The following is a 17,604-nucleotide window of genomic DNA, read 5'->3' as shown; positions in this document are numbered from 1 at the left end:
ATGACGGCACCGAACATCCTCCTCATCCTTTCGGACGATCACGGGTACGCGGACCGCGGCATTCTGGGACACGATCCCGAGGTGCGAACGCCAGCGCTCGATCGGCTGGCGACGGAGGGGATCTCCTGCTCCGACGCGTACGTGGCGGCGCCGATCTGCAATCCATCGCGCGGTGCGCTGATCTCCGGCACGCACCCCGCACGGTGGGGATCGACCTGGTTCCTGGATACGCGGTTCCCCGACGAACGGACGACGCTCGCCGAGCGATTCCGGGAGCACGGCTATCGCACCGGCTATTTCGGCAAGGTGCACTACGGCCAGGATGAACCCGGTGATCGCGCGTGCCCGCCCGAGCATGGGTTCGACGTGTCGTACTACGGCCTCGCCGGCCGCCAGCAGGGACGACTGCACTATCTGCGCCATACGAAGGATGCCGTCGACGAGTACGGACCCGAGGGGAACTGGCGCATGGCCGTGCAGCCCATGTTCGAGGGACGCGACGAGGTCGAGCTGGAGGGCTTCCTGACCGCGGAGCTCGGGCGACGCACGCAGGAATTCATCTCGGACGATGACGGGGCGCCGTTCTTCGCCATGCTCGCGTTCAACGCGGTGCACAATTTCTGCTGGCAGTTGCCGCCGGAGGAACTGGAGCGCCGCGGCCTGCCCGTACGCGATGACTGGGACGAGTCCAGCGGTGTCACGTACGCGGACTGGTACGACGGAGCGATCTCTCCCCACCTCGAACGCGGGCGCGAGTACTACCTCGCTCAGCTCGAGCTGATGGATCGGGAGATCGGAGCGCTGCTGGATCGGCTCGAGGACCGCGGCATCGCAGAGAACACGATCGTCGTGTACCTGACGGACAATGGCGGTTCGACCTGCAACTACGGCAGCAACGCGCCGCTCAGCGGCACGAAGTACACGCTCGCGGAGGGCGGAGTGCGTGTCCCGTTCCTCCTGCGCTGGCCAGGAGGCGGTTGGAGCGGCGGCGGCACTCGGGACGGCATCATCAGCTCGATGGATCTCTATCCGACGCTGTTGGCGGCGGCCGGGTACGACGTCGCCGCGCTCGACATCGACGGCGTCGATCAAGCGGGTCAGCTGCGCTCCGGAGTGCGCACGAGGGACGAGCTGCACTGGGAGTGCGGCTTCCAGGCGGCCGTGCGCAACGGTGATCTCAAGCTGCGCGTCACGCACGGCGATGACCCGAATGCACGAGGGATCCGCGTGGTGGAGCACACCGACCCCGGTGACGGCGTCCAGCTCTTCGACGTCCGAAGCGACCCGTCCGAATCGCATGACCTGCTGGGTGCGCGCCCGGACGACGCGATCCGGCTGTGGGATCTGCATGCCGCGTGGTTGGCGCAGGTCGGCCGTGACGATCTGATCGACCGTTATGCCGAGCGCGTGCGGAGCGCACTCGCCGGGGCGACCGGGCGACCGGCGTCGTCCCCCGGCTAGGCTGTCGTCGTGTCCGTCTCCTCACCGGCCGTCGAGTACTGGCCTGGTCTTCCCGACACCGAGCGCCGGGTTCTTCTCGAGCTTCTGCTCCACGGGGAGCAGCCGCGTGTGCGCATCGCCGAGCGGCTCGGGCTGTCGCGAACGAGTCTCACCCGCGTGACACGTGGTCTGATCGACGGCGGATTGGTGCTGGAAGGGGCGCTGCAGGTCTCCGGATCGCGGGGGAGGCCCGCCGAGATGCTCCGGCTGCGCCCTGATGCGGCCCACTTCGCCGGTGTGAAACTCACCGCGGACACGATGTACCTCGTCGTGACCGACCTGCAGGCGCGGGTCGTGGCAGAAGCCGAGCATCCCCTGCCCAGTCGTGAGGTGACCGATGTCGTCGACCTCATCGCCCGGTCCATTCCGCGGGTCGACGGCGGCGAGATCGTCGCGATCGGGATCGCGGTGGCCGGTGACGTCTCGGACACCGCCGAGGGGGGCGGGGTTCTGCATCACTCGAATTTCCTCGGGTGGAACGCCGTCCGCCTGGCAGATCTCGTGACATCGGCGGCGCATCTGCCGGCGGCGATCGTGAACGACGTCCACGCCCTCGCCGGTGCGCATCACTGGTTCGGAACGCACGCCCGGCATTCGTCGCTCGTGGTCTACGGCGTGGGCGCGGGCATCGGTTCGGGTGTCGTCCTCGGCGGTGACCTGCACCTCGGCGCGAACGGTCGGGCCGGTCGCGTCGGGCATACGCGGATCGGCGGCCGCGGTCGCGTGTGCCGCAACGGCCATGTCGACTGCGTGCACAGTTTCGTGACCATGCCGGCGATCGCGCACAACGCGGGGGCGGATGGATACGAGCAGGTGCTGGACCGCGCACGCGAGGGGGATGCCCTGGCACGCGCGGCCTTCGAGGACGCCGGTCGGGCGCTGGGCGCTGCGATCGCCGAAGCCGTGAATGCGTTCGACCCCGAAGTCGTCGCCGTGATGGGCGAGGGGACGGACATGCTCGAGATCGCACCCCGGAGCGTCCGCGCCGCGCTCGCGGAGTTCCTCGAAGAGGGCTACCCGGACGAGGTCCTCATCGAACGGCCGATCTTCGAGTTCGGCCTGTACGCACGCGGCGCGGCCGTCGCCGCGATGCGTCGCCTCCTCGTCTGACACGAGACGCGACGAGGTTCTGCGCCGCGCTGATTCGCGTCGGCCTTCTCCCGTCGGTATATTGTTTCACTACTTGACAAAATGGGTTCTGCGGTCGATCTGCGTGCGGATCCCCGACCCGTCGAAGGGGAGAAGCGATGAAGTTCACCGATGGTTTCTGGCAGCTGAGGCCTGGTGTCACAGCGCTGTACGCGCAGGAGGCCTATGACGTCTGGCAGACGGATGCCGCAGCGGACGGGCAGGGGCTGGTCGTGACCGCTCCGACCGCCGCCATCGGCAGGCGCGGTGACACGCTCAACCGACCGGTGCTGACGGTGACGCTCTCCTCGCCGATGGAGGGGGTCATCCGGGTGCGCATCGCACACCACGAAGGCGGCCGGTGGCACGGTGGGTTCCCGCTCGCCGAGAATCGTGTGGGCGCCGGCGCCACGGCATCCCTCACAGAAGAGGGGGGTGTGCTCACCAGCGGCGCCCTGACGGCGCGCATCGCGCAGGGAGCGCCCTGGAACCTGTCGTTCGAGGTCGACGGACGTCGGGTGACCGGCAGCGGACACAAGGCGCAGGGGTATGTGCACCTGGCCCCCGGCGCGCAGGTCGATCCGGGGATCGTGCTCACCCCGCAGGCGGACGGCTCGACGGCACGGCCGAGCACCTTCGTCCACGAGCAGCTCGATCTCGGGGTGGGCGAGCTCATCCACGGTCTCGGCGAGCGCTTCGGTCCGCTGGTGAAGAACGGGCAATCGGTCGACGTCTGGAACGCGGACGGCGGCACGTCGAGCGAGCAGGCGTACAAGAACGTGCCCTTTTATCTCTCCAACCGCGGATACGGCGTCCTCGTCAACGACCCCGGCCATGTCTCCTACGAGATCGGATCCGAGACGGTCGAAAGGGTGCAGTTCTCGGTGGCGGGGGAGGTGCTGGAGTATTTCGTGATCGCAGGACCGAGCCCGAAGGATGTGATCACCCGCTACACCGCCCTCACCGGCCGGCCGCCCGTCGTGCCGGCGTGGTCGTACGGTCTGTGGCTCTCGACGAGCTTCACCACCGACTACGACGAGGCGACCGTGACGTCGTTCATCGATGAGATGGCGACGCGTGAACTGCCGGTTTCGGTGTTCCACTTCGACTGCTTCTGGATGCGCGAGTTCAACTGGTGCGATTTCGAGTGGGATCCGCGCACGTTCCCTGACCCGGAGGGGATGCTGTCCCGTCTGCACGAGCGGGACCTCCGCGTGTGCGTGTGGATCAATCCCTACATCGGCCAGCGCTCGCCGCTGTTCGCGGAGGCGGCCGCGCTGGGCTACCTCGTGACCAGGCCGGACGGTTCGGTGTGGCAGTGGGACATGTGGCAGGCGGGCATGGGGCTCGTCGACTTCACCAACCCCGACGCGACGGCGTGGTACCAGGAGCACCTGCGGCGGCTGATGCGGCAGGGTGTCGACTGCTTCAAGACCGACTTCGGCGAGCGGATTCCGCTCGAGGTCGACTACTTCGACGGATCGGACCCGTCGCGCATGCACAATCTCTACGCGCAGCTCTACAACAAGGCAGTGCACGAGGTGCTCGTCGAGGAACGCGGGGAGGGCGAAGCGGTCCTGTTCGCGCGTTCGGCGACCGCCGGCGGCCAGACGATGCCCGTTCACTGGGGTGGCGACTCGACATCGACGTTCCCCTCCATGGCGGAGACGCTCCGAGGCGGGCTGTCGTTGGCCATGAGCGGATTCGCGTTCTGGAGCCATGACATCGGCGGATTCGAGGGAACCCCGGATCCGGCCGTCTTCAAGCGCTGGACCGCGTTCGGACTGCTCGGCAGCCACTCTCGCTTCCACGGCTCGAAGTCCTACCGCGTGCCGTGGGCCTTCGACGAGGAGGCCGTCGAGGTCACGCGCATCTTCACGCACCTGAAGATGCGTCTCATGCCCTACCTCTTCCAAGCCGGTCTGGATGCCGCGCGTACCGGCGTGCCGCTCATGCGTCCGATGTCGTTCGAGTTCTCGGCCGACCCCGCCGTCGCTCATCTCGATCGCCAGTACATGCTGGGCGATGACCTTCTCGTCGCGCCGGTGTTCACGGAATCAGGCGAGGTGGACTTCTACCTTCCCGCCGGAACGTGGACCAGCCTGTTCACAGGCGAGAGCGTGGAGGGCGGTCGCTGGGTGCGGGAGACGCACGACTTCACGACTCTGCCGCTCTACGTCCGCCCCGGCGCGGTCCTGCCGTGGGGTGCTCGGGTCGATCGACCGGACTACGACTACCTCGACGGGCTCGCCTTGCGCGTCTTCCCCGGCGGGAGCGGTGTCGCCGAGATCACCGTGACGACGCCGGACGGGCATTCACAGGTGTTCGCCGTCGACCGTGCCGACGTGACCGGATGATCTGCCGCTGCGCCTGAGCGACGCGCTCAGGCGCAGCGGGGCGGCTGATGGTCACCGGCGCGGATCAGCCGACGAGCACCTCGTCGCCGACGCGGATGACGCCGCCCCGGCCGTGATCGTCCATGCCGCCGGAGACGCCGTCCAGCAGCAGAAGCCGGCCGAGGGTCGGCTCTTCCTGACCGATGCGCGACGTCAGGGTCGTCAGCACCCGCGCGTCCCGGATGCCGGTGTCGGGGTTCGCGTGGGTGGCCAGACAGCGCACGATCGGCCCTGCCGCGGAGAAACTCACCTCGCCGATGCGGACCCGGCCGGTCCAGTCGAGCTCTTCCCAGGCGTCCACACCGTCGATCACGACGTTCGAACGGAACCGGCGGTCATCGATCTCCTGCTCGAGGGCACCGCCGAGGGCGTTCACGCTCGCGGTGCTGTGCACCGAGACGTACCCGCGCGCACGATCCTGGAATCGGGAGCGCGCGCCGTCGCCGACCAGCACGATCGGCAGCCGCCCCGGACGCCGCAGGCGCTTCGCCTCGGCGGACTCCATGACGAACCCGGTGACGGCGTCCGACAGCGCGCGGCGTCCGGCGTCGTCCAGTGCGGCATCCACGAGGATCGCGCCCTCTCGCAGGATCCGCACGCGCTGCGCGGCGTCGTCGTAGGACAACCGGAGCTGGGAGAGCGTGGGGAACGACTCCAGCGCGAGACCCTGCGACTTCGGCCAGTAGTCCAGCCCGTCGCGGTCCTCCGGGGTTGCGGCATCCGCGAACCGGAAGGCGAGGACGCGGTCACCCGCGACGCGTCCGTCCGGTTGGATCAGCAGTTCATCGCGGAGTTCGGGGGTGAACCCCTTCACCGGGTGACGGTACAGGGCGATGACGCGGGGCATGACAGCATCCTTCCATCCCGAACCGGGTGCTCGCGGGTACGAAGATGACCCCGTCGCGGTGCGACGGGGTCATCGATCGACGAACTCGGGCGTTATGCCTTTTCGAGTTCGTCCTCGTCTTCGTCTGCGTACTCGTCGGCCCACTTGTCGACGTAGGCGTCTTCGTCGGTCGGGTGACCCAGCTCGCGCTCCAGCGCAGAGTAGTTCACCGACGGACTGTACGCCTTGAGTTCGCGGGCGATCTTAGTGTGCTTCGCCTTTTGACGGCCACGGCCCATGCGCGAGACCCCCTCACGATCTAAGCTGCGGGCATCTGGGGCCCGCGCATTCACGACACCGGCTGAACGCCGGTAAGAGTAGCATTCAGAATAGCACGAGGGCCGGAGTCACTGGCCGTTCGAGACCCGGGGAAGGGAGCGATCCGCATGTCAGATGCCGGTTCCACGTCGTCCGAAGAGGCCGTCCAGAACAGCGAACTGCAGAAAGCCGTGATCGTCGGCATGCAGCCCGAGCAGAACCCGCGCGTGCTGCAGGAGGCGATCCGCTACGCGACGCTTCTGAGCGCTCCGCTGGTGGTCGTTCACGTCGACGTCACACGTTTCGTCACGTACGAGGATCCGGACGGCTACGTCCACTCGGCGCCGATCGACATGAACATCGAGACCGGTGCCGCCGAGTTCGAGCACGTCACCGAAGCGGCCACCAAGGCGCTCCAGGGCAGCGGGCTGGTCTGGACCTCCCGCCAGCTCGTCGGAGACCCCGCCCTCGCGATCAAGCAGCTCGCCGGCAAGCTCGACGCGCAGCTGATCGTCATCGGCACGCGCAAGCGCGGCATCGGCGAGTCGATCCGCGAGTTCTTCACCGGTTCGGTCGCCGCCCGCCTCGCCCACCGTCAGCACCGCTCGATCCTGGTCGTCCCGCTGGATGAGCCGGTGCCGGACGACCAGGCCGAGATCTGGACCGAGTAGGGACTCAGTCCTTCAGTGCGCGCGTCACGGCCTTCGCCGCGGTGTCCAGTGCGTTCTCGAGCTCGCTGACGACGGATGCTGCGAGCACACCGCCGCGTGCCACGTGCGTGCGCAGATCGCTGCGGATGCGGGCGCGGAAGGCGTTGACCACGGCATCCGCTCGGCCGAGCTCTTCGCGACTGGCGACGCGCGGGTCGTCGGGTCCCGCGGCGCGCGGACGCGTCTTGGCGCCCTTGCGCTCCTCGTTGGCGGCGGAAGCGAGGTCGGCCCGCAGGCTCTTCATCGCCTCCTGCACGCTCTGCCGCACTTCGTTGGCGATCAGGCGGACCGAATCGGCCAGGTCATCCTCGATGCCGGCGAGGTCGTCCTCACGCGAGGCGAGTTCGGCTCGTCCGGCATCCGTGATCGCGTAGATCGTGGTGCGGCCGTCGACGGTCTTGGTGACCAGGCCCTCTTCCTCGAGCTTGGCGAGCCGAGGATAGATGGTGCCGGCACTGGGCGTGTACGTGCCTCCGGTGCGGTCGGTCAGCGCCTGGATGATGCCGTAGCCGTGCTGCGGGGACTCCGCGAGCAGCGAGAGCAGGTACAGGCGCAGGTCGCCGTGGGAGAAGACCGCGGGAGTCATGCTTCCCACTCCTCGTCATCCGCGACGGTCCGAACGGGCTGACGCAGCACCGTGATGTCGCCGGAGACCGAGTTGGCGCGGACGTCGACGAAGCTGCCGGCCAGTTCTCCCGCCGAGCCGGTGTAGTTGGTGGGCCCGGTGGCGCCGCGGTCGATGCCGTCGACCATGACGCGACCGCTCATCGAGCGCATCACGTAGTTCGCCGGGAGGGTCTCCTCGAGGCGGATCGTGCTGTTGCCGGCGACGGTGTTCAGGTTGATCGTGTTGATGTTGCCGGTGGCGTCGGCCCAGATCGCACCCGAGACGGTGTCGATCGTGATCCTGCGGACCGAGCCGGTCACGGCGACGTCACCGGAGACGCTGTTGGCGTTGATCGAACCGGTCAGCTCGCGGATCTGAACGTCGCCGGAGACGGTGTTCACCGACAGGTCGCCGGTGTGGGTGTCGACGATGATGTCGCCCGAGACGGTGTTGAGCTTCGCGTCGTTCGCGAGGCCAGAGACCAGTGCGCCGGCGTTGACGACGCCGAGGTTCAGTGCGATGCCGCGTGGCACCGCCACGCTGACCTCTGCCTTGGGGCCGCCGGAGCCGAAGTTGCGGAACACCTCGAGGAAGTTGTCCCACCCGATCTGCGGGTGATCGATCTCGATCTGCGTGCCGTCGGACTCGATGCGCAGGTCCTTGGTCGTGACGCCGTGCACCTCGATGCGGATGCCGGGTTCGTCGTGTGCGACGACATCGACCTGACCGCCGACCAGGCCGATCTTCAGCTTGGTCGCCTGGGCGATGTCGATGACGCGTTCCTCGCCGGGGGCGATGAGCCACTTCTCGGTCATGTCTGTTCTCCTGGGTTGGGCGATATCGAGATATATCGCGTGTTAGGAGGATAACACGATATATCTCGAGTTTGTCAAAAAGATTCTTCCGATCGCACTTGACCTTGACGCAGCGTCAACTTCTACGGTGGAGATATCGCAACGAGAGGAGGATGCCGTGGGCGCACGCGATTGGTCGATCCAGGAGATCGCACGACTGGCCGGCACGACGAGTCGCACGCTCCGTCACTACGACGACATCGGTCTGCTGGCACCGACGCGCATCGCGCACAACGGCTACCGGCACTACGACGAGCAGGCGCTCGTGCGGCTGCAGCGCATCCTGCTGCTGCGCGAGCTCGGACTCGGCCTCCCGCAGATCGCCGAAGTGCTGTCGCGGGAGCGCGCCGAAGCATCCGCACTTGAAACCCACCTCGCGCTCCTGCGCGAGGAGCAGATCAGGCTGGCGCGCCAGATCGCGTCGGTCGAGTCCACCATCAACGCATTGAGAGGAGGTGAAGAACTCATGGCAGAGAACATGTTCGACGGCTTCGACCACACCCAGTACAAGGAGGAGGTCGAAGACCGTTGGGGCAAGAAGGCCTACGCCGACAGCGACCGCTGGTGGCGGAGCATGACGGATGCCGAGCGCACCGACTGGCAGCAGCTGGTGTCCGATCTCGGACGCGACTGGATCGCCGCCGCCGAGAACGGCATCGATCCGGCATCCGACGAGGCGCAGGCCATCGCGCGACGTCACGTCGAGTGGCTGACGGGAGTGCCCGGCACACCCGCGGCCGCACCAGGCGGTGACGTCAAGGGCTACGTGGTCGGTCTCGGTGAGATGTACGTCGCCGACCCGCGCTTCGGCGCGAACTACGCGACCAGAGACGGCGGCACCCGCGGCGCCGAGTTCGTCCGCGACGCTCTCCGCATATACGCGGAGAGCAACCTGTAAGCCGCAAGGCTGTGCGAGCGGGAGGGGATGCGATGTCTCCTCCCGTTCGCCGTTCCCACCTGCAGCGGGGATTCGGCGATGCGCGCCATGACTGCTCGCGCGGGAGGCCTATGGTCGAGTCATGCGCGACAGCCGCCGGGACGCCACGACACCGCCGGTGTTCGCCCTGGCCGCGCTGAGCTACCTGCTCAACTGCGCGCTGGGCGCTGCCGTCGCCCTGAAAGCCATCGACACGAGCCGGTTCCGGTGGTTGCATCATGCGCTGTTCATCGTGACCTCCGCGTCCACCGCCGTCGCGCTCAGCTCGGCGCTGTGGGGACGGCGCCGCCGGACGAGCCGTCGCGCGGCGCTCGGCCTCGCACCAGCGATCGTTCCGTTGGCCGTGATCCCGTTCGCCGGAACCCGCGGGCGCCGGCATCCGCTCGTGGCACTCTCGGCCGCACCGTTCTTCGCGGCGGGTCTCGCCCTGGCGGCCGAACCGGATAGAAGGAAGTGAACCGCATGGAACTGCTCGACGCGATCCGCCGCCGCAAGACCACGAATGGCGCGTTCCTGCCTGATCCTGTCTCAGAGGAGCATCAGAGGCTGCTCCTCGAGGCGGCCGGACGCGCGCCGTCGCAACTGAACAGTCAGCCATGGCGGTTCGTCGTGATCGAGAGTCGTGACACGATCCGCGAGGTCGCCCGGATCTCCGGCGAGAGCATGACAGAAGCCATGTCCAACGGCACCTTCTTCGAGCGGTACAAGCCGTACTTCCGTTTCAGTCAGGCCGAGATGGATGAGAAGCGCAGCGGCATGCTCTTCGACAAGCTGCCGGCACCGCTGCGACCGTTCACCGGCCAGGTCTTCACCAAGCGCGGGCAGACGCTCATGAACGCGCTCGGCGTGCCCAAGACGCTCGGTGCCGAGAACCGCCGGCTCGTGGAGGGGGCTCCGCTGCTGCTCGGCGTGATGCTCGACAGGAGCGAATACCGGCCGGGGCAGCTGTCGTCGTTCTACTCGGTGTTCAGCATGGGCGCGGCGATGGAGAACGTCTGGCTCACCACCGTCGAGCTCGGTATGGGGATCCAGTTCATCTCGTTCCCGATGGAGGTTCCAGGACGCTGGGATGAGATCGTGAGCCTGCTCCGCGTTCCGGACGACCTGGAACTGATGGCGGTGTACCGACTCGGATACCTGCCTCCCGAACAGCGCAGACCAGCGATCGACTGGACCAGCAGCCAGCGCCGGCTCGCCTCGCAGTACGTCTTCCGCGAGACCTGCGAGACGCCGCAGAGCGGATGGGACCAGAGCCCGGAGGGCTGACCACGCCAGCCGGATTCGAACCGGTGAAGGAGGCGGCTACAGTGTCGAACGTGACCCACCTCCGCCGTGCCCTGCTCGTGGCGCTCGGCGGTGCATTCGGCACGGCGGCCAGGCTCCTCCTGACTCTGCTGATTCCGGATGCCGGGGGCTTCCCGTTCGCGATCATCACCGCGAACGTCGTCGGCGCCTTCCTCATCGGCATCCTGACGGCCTGGCCGACCGACGGCCCTCGGGCCGATCTCAAGATCTTCCTCGGCACCGGAATCCTGGGCGGCTTCACCACCTACAGCGCGTTCGCGGTCGGCTCGGTGCAGCTGTGGACGGATGCTCCGCTGCAGGCAGTGCTCTATGCCGCGCTGAGTCTCGTGCTCGGGGTCGCGGCCGCCCTCGCCGGCATCCGGATCGCACGATCGAGGTCGACGGCATGACCCCTCTCGTGTTCGTGCTCGCGGCGCTCGCCGGCGGTCTCGGTGCCGCTGCACGGTACCTGGTCAGCGTCGGCGTCACGGCCGCGGTCAAGGCGATGCGGCCGGGAGTGCGGCGGGCGTTTCCGTGGGGCATCGTGATCGTGAACATCACAGGGTCCTTCGCGCTCGGGATCGTGACCGCCGCGCTGCCGGACGCTGCTTTCATCGTCGGCGTCGGATTCCTCGGGGGATACACGACCTTCAGCACCGCGATGCTCGACACGATCGGGCTGTGGCGCGACGGCGCGCGCCAGGTGTCGGTCCTGCACCTGCTCGGGACGTTCGCGTCGTCGGTCCTGGCAGCGGGAGCCGGGCTCGCGCTCGGATCGCTCTGGAGCTAAGCGGTCTTCTCGACTCGCACGCGCTGCGCGTCCTGCTCGGCAGCGAGCGCGTCGGCTTCGTCGCCCATCCTGCGCAGCATCGCCGCATACTCGTCGAGGGCCTCGGCCAGGTCGAGGTGCGCGAGGAAGAATCGTCCTGTGCGCACCCTGGCGCGTTTCCATTCGAGAGCGGTCTCGAACTCGGCGCGCGCCTGCGCGACGTCGCCCACCGCGGCCAGAGCGCGGGCCCGCAACTCCAACCAGGCAGGCAGACCGCTGGGTGCCTGCGACGGATCCTCGCCGTTCGCGCGCGAGGTGGCGACCAGAGCATCCGCGATCTCGAGCGCACCGACGGCGTCTCCCGTCGCCAGACGCAGTTCGGCCAGCCTGTCGCGTGCGTGCTGCAGGATGCTCGCCGTCCTCCCGTCCGCCGGCGCTGCCATCGCGTCGGCTTCGGCCAGGTCGCGCTGTTCCGACGCGAGCGCGAGGCTCTCTTCGAGCCGGCCCTCGGATTCCAGTCGCATCGAGTGGCTGTTGAGCATGGTGACGAGCAGGTCGCGCCGCTGCGGGTCCGAATCCGCACCAGCCCGACCGTAGGCGAGGATCTCGTGCACGGCTTCTTCGGACGCGACACGGATCTCGGGTGACGTCGCGATGTCCTCGAGTTTCGACACCGCCATGCGCATTCGCATGAGCCACAGATCCGGATCGACGCGGAAGCCCTCGCGCGCCAGGGGCAGCGCCGCTGCCCACTCGGCCTGAGCGCTGCTCGGGTCCGCGTTCGCGCGCTCCCACGCCGCATCGAATTCCGCCGTCGTACCCATGTCTCCCCCTCACTCGAGTGCCGCTGACTCACAGCATCCTCTCAATGCCCGGCGTGTGAAACTGTACAAAAGTACATCAACGGTGTCGAAGGGGTCGATGTGGGCGCGGACATTCGCCGCAGGCGCGACCCCGAGGCGCGCCGTCGCGCGATCATCGAGGCCGCGGCGGAACTGATCGTCGAGATCGGGGCCGATGCGATCACGCACCGCAAGGTGGCGGCGCGAGCCGACGTCCCGCTCGGCGCGACGACGCAGTACTTCGCCACGCTCGACGATCTGCGCGATGCAGCGCTCGACGCGCTCGCGACCGAGGTCGATCTGCGCCTCGACAGCACACGGCAGACCGTCCTCGCCGAGGGCGTGACGCCGGACGTCATCGCCCGTCTGGTCTGTGAGGCGCTCGCCGAGGCGCGCAGCATCCAGGCCGAACGCGCCGTGGTCACGGCGGCCGTGCACGATCCGCGCGTCCGTGAGCTCGCACGGCACTGGTCCGACGAGGTCGTCGGGTTCATCGCGCCCGTTCACGGCGTGGATCGCGCGAGGGCAGCCGCCGCTTTCATCGACGGCGTACTGTGGCACTCACAGATCCACGACGAGCCGCTCGACGAAGAGCTCATCTGCGACGCCCTCGCCGGGATCCTCCGTTCGCCGGCGTCGACTCCGTCAACCACAGCATCCGTCTGACCGACCGAGAGAGAACAGCCTTGTCGAAACTCGCCGTCCTGAGTCTGAAGAATCGCGCACTGATCGCGCTGATCACGATCGTCGCCGCCGTCTTCGGCGGGCTCGCTCTGAACAACCTCAAGCAGGAGCTCATCCCCTCGCTCGAGCTGCCGGCGCTGATCGTCATGACCAGCTACCCCGGTGCCTCGCCGGAGGTCGTGGAGAACGACGTCTCCACGCCCATCGAGACTGCGATCCAGGGGGTGCCGGGGCTCGAGTCGACCACCGCGACGAGCACGACCAATGCCTCGATCGTGCAGGCGACCTTCGCGTACGGCGAGAATCTCGCGACCGCCGAGCAGAAGATGCAACAGGCGATCAACCGGATCTCGCAGCAGCTGCCGGAGGAGGTCGAGCCGCAGGTGCTGTCGGTGTCGATCGACGATCTGCCCGTCATCCAGGTCGCCGTCACCGGGTTCGATGACGCGCAGACCGTGCAGGCGGATCTCGAGAACGTCGCGGTCCCCGACCTCGAGGATGTCCCCGGCGTGAACGCGGCCGAGATCGTCGGCGGTGTCGGAGAGCGCGTCACCATCACTCCGAACGACGCAGCGCTCATGGAGCGCGGCGTCAGCGCACAGGCGATCAATGATGCGCTGCAGCAGAACGGCGTGCTCTTCCCCGGTGGCGAGATCACAGAGGGCGAGGACACCTTCACCGTGCAGACGGGAGCCAAGCTCGGCTCCGTCGATGACATCGCCGCTCTGCCTCTGGTCGGCACGGACGCGACGATCGGCGACGTCGCGACGGTCGCGCTGGACACCGACCCGGTGACGTCGATCTCCCGCGTCGACGGCGAGGACGCCATCACGATCTCGATCACGAAGCTCCCGGCGGCCAACACGGTCGAGGTGTCCTCCGGAGTGCTCGCGGCGCTGGACGACATCTCCGAGGCGTTCCCGGATGCCGAGTTCACCGTCGTGTTCGATCAGGCGCCCTTCATCCAGCAGTCCATCGAGACGCTCGCGACCGAAGGCCTGCTGGGTCTCGTCTTCGCCGTCATCGTCATCCTCGTCTTCCTGCTGTCGATCCGCTCGACCCTGGTGACGGCGATCTCGATCCCGACCAGCGTGCTGATCACGTTCATCGGGCTGCAGGCGTTCGGGTACACGCTGAACATCCTGACCCTGGGTGCTCTGACGATCGCGATCGGTCGCGTGGTGGACGACTCGATCGTCGTGATCGAGAACATCAAGCGTCACTACGTCGGCGACGCCGACAAGATGAGCGCGATCGTGCTCGCCGTGCGCGAAGTCGCGGGTGCCATCACGGCATCCACCATCACGACCGTCGCGGTGTTCCTGCCGATCGTGTTCGTCGGCGACATGGTGGGCGAACTCTTCCGGCCCTTCGCCATGACCGTGACGATCGCGATGGCGGCATCGCTGCTCGTGGCGCTCACGATCGTGCCGGTGCTCGCGTACTGGTTCCTGCGCCCCGGCAAGCCGCTGCTCGACGAGCACGGCGAGCAGATCGACCCCGAGCACCCCGACGCCCCTCCGACGGCGCTGCAGAAGGCGTACCGTCCGATCCTCAGCTGGACGCTCAAGCACTCCGGCATCACCGTCGTGCTCGCCGTCGTCGTGCTCGGTGCCACGCTCGCCGCGGCTCCGCTCATGAAGGTCAACTTCCTCAGCGACTCCGGTCAGAACACCATGACGGTCACGCAGGATCTGGGCCCGACCGCGAGCCTCGAGTCGCAGGACGAGGCGGCCGTGGTCGTCGAGGACGCGCTCATGGACGTCGACGGCATCGAGACCGTGCAGGTCTCGATCGGCTCGAGCGGCTCGTCGCTGCGCGACGCGTTCTCGGGCGGCGCGGGCATCAACTACTCGATCCAGACCGACCCGGATGTCGATCAGGAGCAGCTGCGCACGGACGTGCAGGACGCCGTCGACGACCTCGAGGGCGTCGGCGAGATCACGGTGGCCGCCTCTGCAGGATTCGGCAGCAGCGACATCGAGGTCGACATCACGGCACCGAACGCCGAGGCGCTGCAGGAAGCGACGGATGCCGTGACCGCCGAACTCGACGGCCGCGACGGCATCGGAACGGTCACCGACAACCTGGCCGCTTCGCTGCCGTACATCGGCGTCGTCGTCGATCGGGATGCCGCGGCCGCCGCGGGTCTCAGCGAGGTCGCCGTCGGTTCGATCGTGTCGAGCGCGATGCAGCCCCAGCAGGCGGGTTCCATCGAACTGGACGGCACGTCGCTCACGATCTACCTCGCCGACCCCGAGCCGCCGACGACGGTCGAGGCGCTGCGCGAGCTGGCCATCCCGACGCCTGCGGGCATGATCCAGCTGCAGGACGTCGCGACCGTCGAGGAGCGCGAGGGCCCGACGTCGATCACGACCCAGCAGGGACGCCGGACGGCCACCATCACGGTGCCCCCGGCATCCGACGACCTCGCCGTGGCGACCGCCTCGGTGAACACCGCGCTCGAAGAGGTCGATCTGCCGGACGGCGCCAGCGCCGAGGTGGGCGGCGTCGCCTCGCAGCAGGCGGACTCGTTCTCGCAGCTCGGGCTCGCGATGCTCGCAGCGATCCTGATCGTGTACGTCGTGATGGTGGCGACCTTCAAGTCGCTGCGTCAGCCGCTGCTGCTGCTCGTCTCGGTGCCGTTCGCGGCGACCGGCGCGATCCTGCTGCAGATCGTCACGGGTGTGCCGCTCGGCGTCGCCTCGCTCATCGGCGTGCTGATGCTCATCGGCATCGTAGTGACGAACGCGATCGTGCTCGTGGACCTGGTGAATCAGTACCGCGAGAAGGGCCTGTCGGCACGGGATGCCGTGATGGCGGGTGGCGAGAAGCGTCTGCGTCCGATCCTCATGACGGCGCTCGCGACGATCTTCGCGCTCACGCCGATGGCACTCGGCATCACCGGCCACGGCGGGTTCATCTCGCAGCCGCTGGCGATCGTCGTGATCGGCGGGCTCGTCTCCTCCACGATCCTGACCCTGATCGTGCTGCCGACCCTCTACAACCTCGTCGAGGGTGCGAAGGAGCGACGGGCTGCCAAGCGCGCGGCGCGCGGCGACGGAGACGGCGGACCCGCCGGGCCTGCGCCCGAGTCGGGCCCGGATGCCTCGGGGCCCGCGACCGGCGTCGTCGCCGATCCTCTGGTGAGCGCTCTGGCGGTCGTCGGTGCGGGTGCCGCGGCCGAGGAGGCCAGGGGTGGCGAAGCTCCTGCTCCCGCTGCGGCGCCACCGCGCCCTTCGACCGAGGTGGAGCGTTCGGGCGCGACCCACCACCTGACGCACTACGAGGAGGAGTCGTCGTACGCGACGCACACGGCGCATTCGGCGATGGCTGCTGCAGCCTCTGCGGCTGCTGCGGCCGCCGCTGCAGCGGCAGCCGCGGCCTCCGCGGTGGCGGCCTCCGTCGATCAGAGCGAGCAGGCGCGCACGCGTCGTGAACTGCGCGAGCGCCAGTCCGGCCTCCCGCCGGCCAACCCGCTGCACTGAGTCTCCGTGCGCGGCTCGCAGCCTCGTCGGCACGGGCGTGTCCGGGTTGGTGCGGGTCGGAGAGGCGCCCTCCCGCACCAACTCGGACATCCTCGCGCGGTGTGTCCGGGTTGGTGCGGGTTCGCGCGGATCGCACCCGCATGAAACCGGACACGCATCCGGGGGCGTGCCGGCTCAGCCGAGCTCGATGCCCCAGCGCAGGGTCCAGCTCTCGCCGGGCAGGAGACGGCGGACGCCGAGACCGCTGTTCAGAGCATCCGCCGGCGCCGTCATCGGCTCGATCGCGACGGCGAGAGCCTGACCGGGGTACGAGGTCGTCGTGTACACCTGGACGTAGTCGAAGCCTTCTCCCTGCCACAGGGTGACGCGCCGGCCATCCGGTGCCGTGAGGGAATGACGCACTCGGCCATCGGCATCCCGAGCCAGATCGGCGAATCCGGTGTCGAGCACGATGTCGCCCAGGCGCACGCCGTCACGGACCGCGGTCGGTGCCGGCGACGTGCCGATCGGAAGCATGCGGTCGTCGACGTCGAACTGCGTCGCCGCGGGCACCGTGAGCACCAGATCGTGGGCGTCGACGTCGTCGATCGTGACGAACGGGTGGGTGCCGAGCGCGACGGGGGCCGCGGCATCCGATCGGTTCTCGAGAATGTGCTCGACCGCGATGCCCGTGTCCGTGAGCGTGTACGTCACGGTCGTACCGATCTCGTACGGCCAGCCGGTCTGCGGGACGATCGTCGCGCGCAGCTTGACCGAGGACTCTGCGGGCGACACCTCGTAGGCGGCGAAGCGGAGCAGCCCGTGACTGGCGTTGTCGAACTTGGGCTCGGTGACGGCGAGTTGGCGGACCGTGCCCTCGTCGTCCCACAGGCCGTCGCGGACGCGGTTCGGCCAGGGGGTGAGGACGACACCGGAACACGAGGGGGTCGGCTCACCGAGCGGGTAGGGCGGCACGAGGCCGACGCCTCCGACGGTCAGCGATCGAAGGGATGCTCCGACCTGAGCGATCTGCGCGGTGACCGCACCGCGCTGCAGATGGATCTGGGTGCCGGTGGGGGAGAGAGAAGTCACTTCGACATCGTACGGGGGTCCTCTCAGGTAGTCGCGGTACTCTGGAAGGGTCGGCTTCGGACAGCCGTGCTGCGGCGCGGGCGATTCTTGTGTGAAGTGTGAGTCCAGGGGCCGATGGTGAGCGTCGTTCGACGCGCATGAACCATCACATGAATGGCCCCGGCCGACGGATGTCCGGATCTGTCTGCGC

General features: G+C 68.2%; 17 protein-coding genes. 11 read left to right on the top strand and 6 right to left on the bottom strand.

What is annotated here, in order from left to right; all coding sequences use genetic code 11:
• The 3 genes from ACI7YT_RS16915 (at position 1) to yicI (ending at position 4,985) form a co-directional block, all read left to right on the top strand.
• Complete coding sequence (locus tag ACI7YT_RS16915) at positions 1-1,461, top strand: sulfatase (protein ID WP_406250607.1); 1,461 nt, start codon at positions 1-3, stop codon at positions 1,459-1,461.
• A gap of 9 nt (positions 1,462-1,470) precedes the next feature.
• Positions 1,471-2,610 (top strand): ROK family protein, encoded by a 1,140-nt coding sequence (locus ACI7YT_RS16910; protein WP_406247155.1) that lies wholly within the window; start codon positions 1,471-1,473, stop codon positions 2,608-2,610.
• Between the two features lie 137 nt (positions 2,611-2,747).
• On the top strand, positions 2,748-4,985 hold the full coding sequence (gene yicI, locus ACI7YT_RS16905; protein ID WP_406247153.1) for an alpha-xylosidase: 2,238 nt from the start codon (positions 2,748-2,750) through the stop codon (positions 4,983-4,985).
• 64 nt (positions 4,986-5,049) lie between these two features.
• On the opposite strand, the gene ACI7YT_RS16900 is transcribed toward yicI, so the two are convergent.
• Together ACI7YT_RS16900 and ACI7YT_RS16895 are read right to left on the bottom strand one after the other, a co-directional pair.
• Positions 5,050-5,871 (bottom strand): MOSC domain-containing protein, encoded by an 822-nt coding sequence (locus ACI7YT_RS16900; RefSeq protein ID WP_406247151.1) that lies wholly within the window; start codon positions 5,869-5,871, stop codon positions 5,050-5,052.
• A 92-nt stretch (positions 5,872-5,963) separates the two neighbouring features.
• The gene (locus ACI7YT_RS16895; RefSeq protein ID WP_116634077.1) at positions 5,964-6,149 is read right to left on the bottom strand and encodes a DUF3073 domain-containing protein; all 186 of its coding nucleotides are present in this window, start codon (positions 6,147-6,149) and stop codon (positions 5,964-5,966) included.
• A 147-nt stretch (positions 6,150-6,296) separates the two neighbouring features.
• On the opposite strand from ACI7YT_RS16895, the gene ACI7YT_RS16890 reads away from it, so the two are divergent.
• Positions 6,297-6,839 carry a universal stress protein gene (locus ACI7YT_RS16890; RefSeq protein WP_406247149.1) on the top strand — a complete coding sequence of 181 codons (543 nt, stop codon included), beginning with the start codon at positions 6,297-6,299 and terminating at the stop codon, positions 6,837-6,839.
• Positions 6,840-6,843: 4 nt separating this feature from the next.
• Here the strand turns inward: ACI7YT_RS16890 and ACI7YT_RS16885 are convergent, their stop codons facing one another.
• Both ACI7YT_RS16885 and ACI7YT_RS16880 read right to left on the bottom strand, forming a co-directional pair.
• Positions 6,844-7,464, bottom strand: a complete 621-nt coding sequence (locus tag ACI7YT_RS16885; protein ID WP_406247147.1) for a PadR family transcriptional regulator — start codon at positions 7,462-7,464, stop codon at positions 6,844-6,846.
• Positions 7,461-8,300, bottom strand: coding sequence for a DUF4097 family beta strand repeat-containing protein (locus ACI7YT_RS16880; protein WP_406247146.1), 840 nt, complete (start codon positions 8,298-8,300; stop codon positions 7,461-7,463). Before ACI7YT_RS16880 ends, ACI7YT_RS16885 begins: the two co-directional genes overlap by 4 nt.
• Before the next feature lie 157 nt (positions 8,301-8,457).
• On the opposite strand from ACI7YT_RS16880, the gene ACI7YT_RS16875 reads away from it, so the two are divergent.
• From ACI7YT_RS16875 to ACI7YT_RS16855, 5 genes are all read left to right on the top strand, one after another.
• Complete coding sequence (locus ACI7YT_RS16875) at positions 8,458-9,237, top strand: MerR family transcriptional regulator (protein ID WP_406247144.1); 780 nt, start codon at positions 8,458-8,460, stop codon at positions 9,235-9,237.
• Between the two features lie 121 nt (positions 9,238-9,358).
• Positions 9,359-9,733: a hypothetical protein gene (locus tag ACI7YT_RS16870; RefSeq protein WP_406247142.1), complete on the top strand. Its 375-nt coding sequence runs from the start codon at positions 9,359-9,361 to the stop codon at positions 9,731-9,733.
• A gap of 5 nt (positions 9,734-9,738) precedes the next feature.
• A complete protein-coding gene (locus ACI7YT_RS16865) occupies positions 9,739-10,542 on the top strand; it encodes a nitroreductase family protein (RefSeq protein ID WP_406247140.1) in 804 nt (267 codons plus the stop codon).
• Positions 10,543-10,592: 50 nt separating this feature from the next.
• Positions 10,593-10,970 (top strand): fluoride efflux transporter FluC, encoded by a 378-nt coding sequence (locus tag ACI7YT_RS16860; protein ID WP_406247138.1) that lies wholly within the window; start codon positions 10,593-10,595, stop codon positions 10,968-10,970.
• Positions 10,967-11,350, top strand: a complete 384-nt coding sequence (locus tag ACI7YT_RS16855; protein ID WP_406247136.1) for a fluoride efflux transporter FluC — start codon at positions 10,967-10,969, stop codon at positions 11,348-11,350. Before ACI7YT_RS16860 ends, ACI7YT_RS16855 begins: the two co-directional genes overlap by 4 nt.
• On the opposite strand, the gene ACI7YT_RS16850 is transcribed toward ACI7YT_RS16855, so the two are convergent.
• Entirely contained in the window at positions 11,347-12,153 is an 807-nt protein-coding gene (locus tag ACI7YT_RS16850; RefSeq protein WP_406247135.1) for a hypothetical protein, read from the bottom strand. The genes ACI7YT_RS16855 and ACI7YT_RS16850 overlap by 4 nt on opposite strands.
• 99 nt (positions 12,154-12,252) lie before the next feature.
• On the opposite strand from ACI7YT_RS16850, the gene ACI7YT_RS16845 reads away from it, so the two are divergent.
• Both ACI7YT_RS16845 and ACI7YT_RS16840 read left to right on the top strand, forming a co-directional pair.
• On the top strand, positions 12,253-12,837 hold the full coding sequence (locus ACI7YT_RS16845; protein WP_406247133.1) for a TetR/AcrR family transcriptional regulator: 585 nt from the start codon (positions 12,253-12,255) through the stop codon (positions 12,835-12,837).
• A gap of 20 nt (positions 12,838-12,857) precedes the next feature.
• Positions 12,858-16,343, top strand: coding sequence for an efflux RND transporter permease subunit (locus ACI7YT_RS16840; RefSeq protein ID WP_406247131.1), 3,486 nt, complete (start codon positions 12,858-12,860; stop codon positions 16,341-16,343).
• 174 nt (positions 16,344-16,517) lie between these two features.
• Here the strand turns inward: ACI7YT_RS16840 and ACI7YT_RS16835 are convergent, their stop codons facing one another.
• Positions 16,518-17,414 (bottom strand): aldose 1-epimerase family protein, encoded by an 897-nt coding sequence (locus ACI7YT_RS16835; protein WP_406247129.1) that lies wholly within the window; start codon positions 17,412-17,414, stop codon positions 16,518-16,520.
• Positions 17,415-17,604 lie beyond the last annotated feature (190 nt).

The sequence above is a fragment of the Microbacterium sp. M genome (assembly GCF_045181065.1).
In the GTDB taxonomy this organism is placed as follows: domain Bacteria; phylum Actinomycetota; class Actinomycetes; order Actinomycetales; family Microbacteriaceae; genus Microbacterium.
Note: the sequence above shows the minus strand (reverse complement) of the source record. Positions and strands in the feature narration are given on the sequence as shown.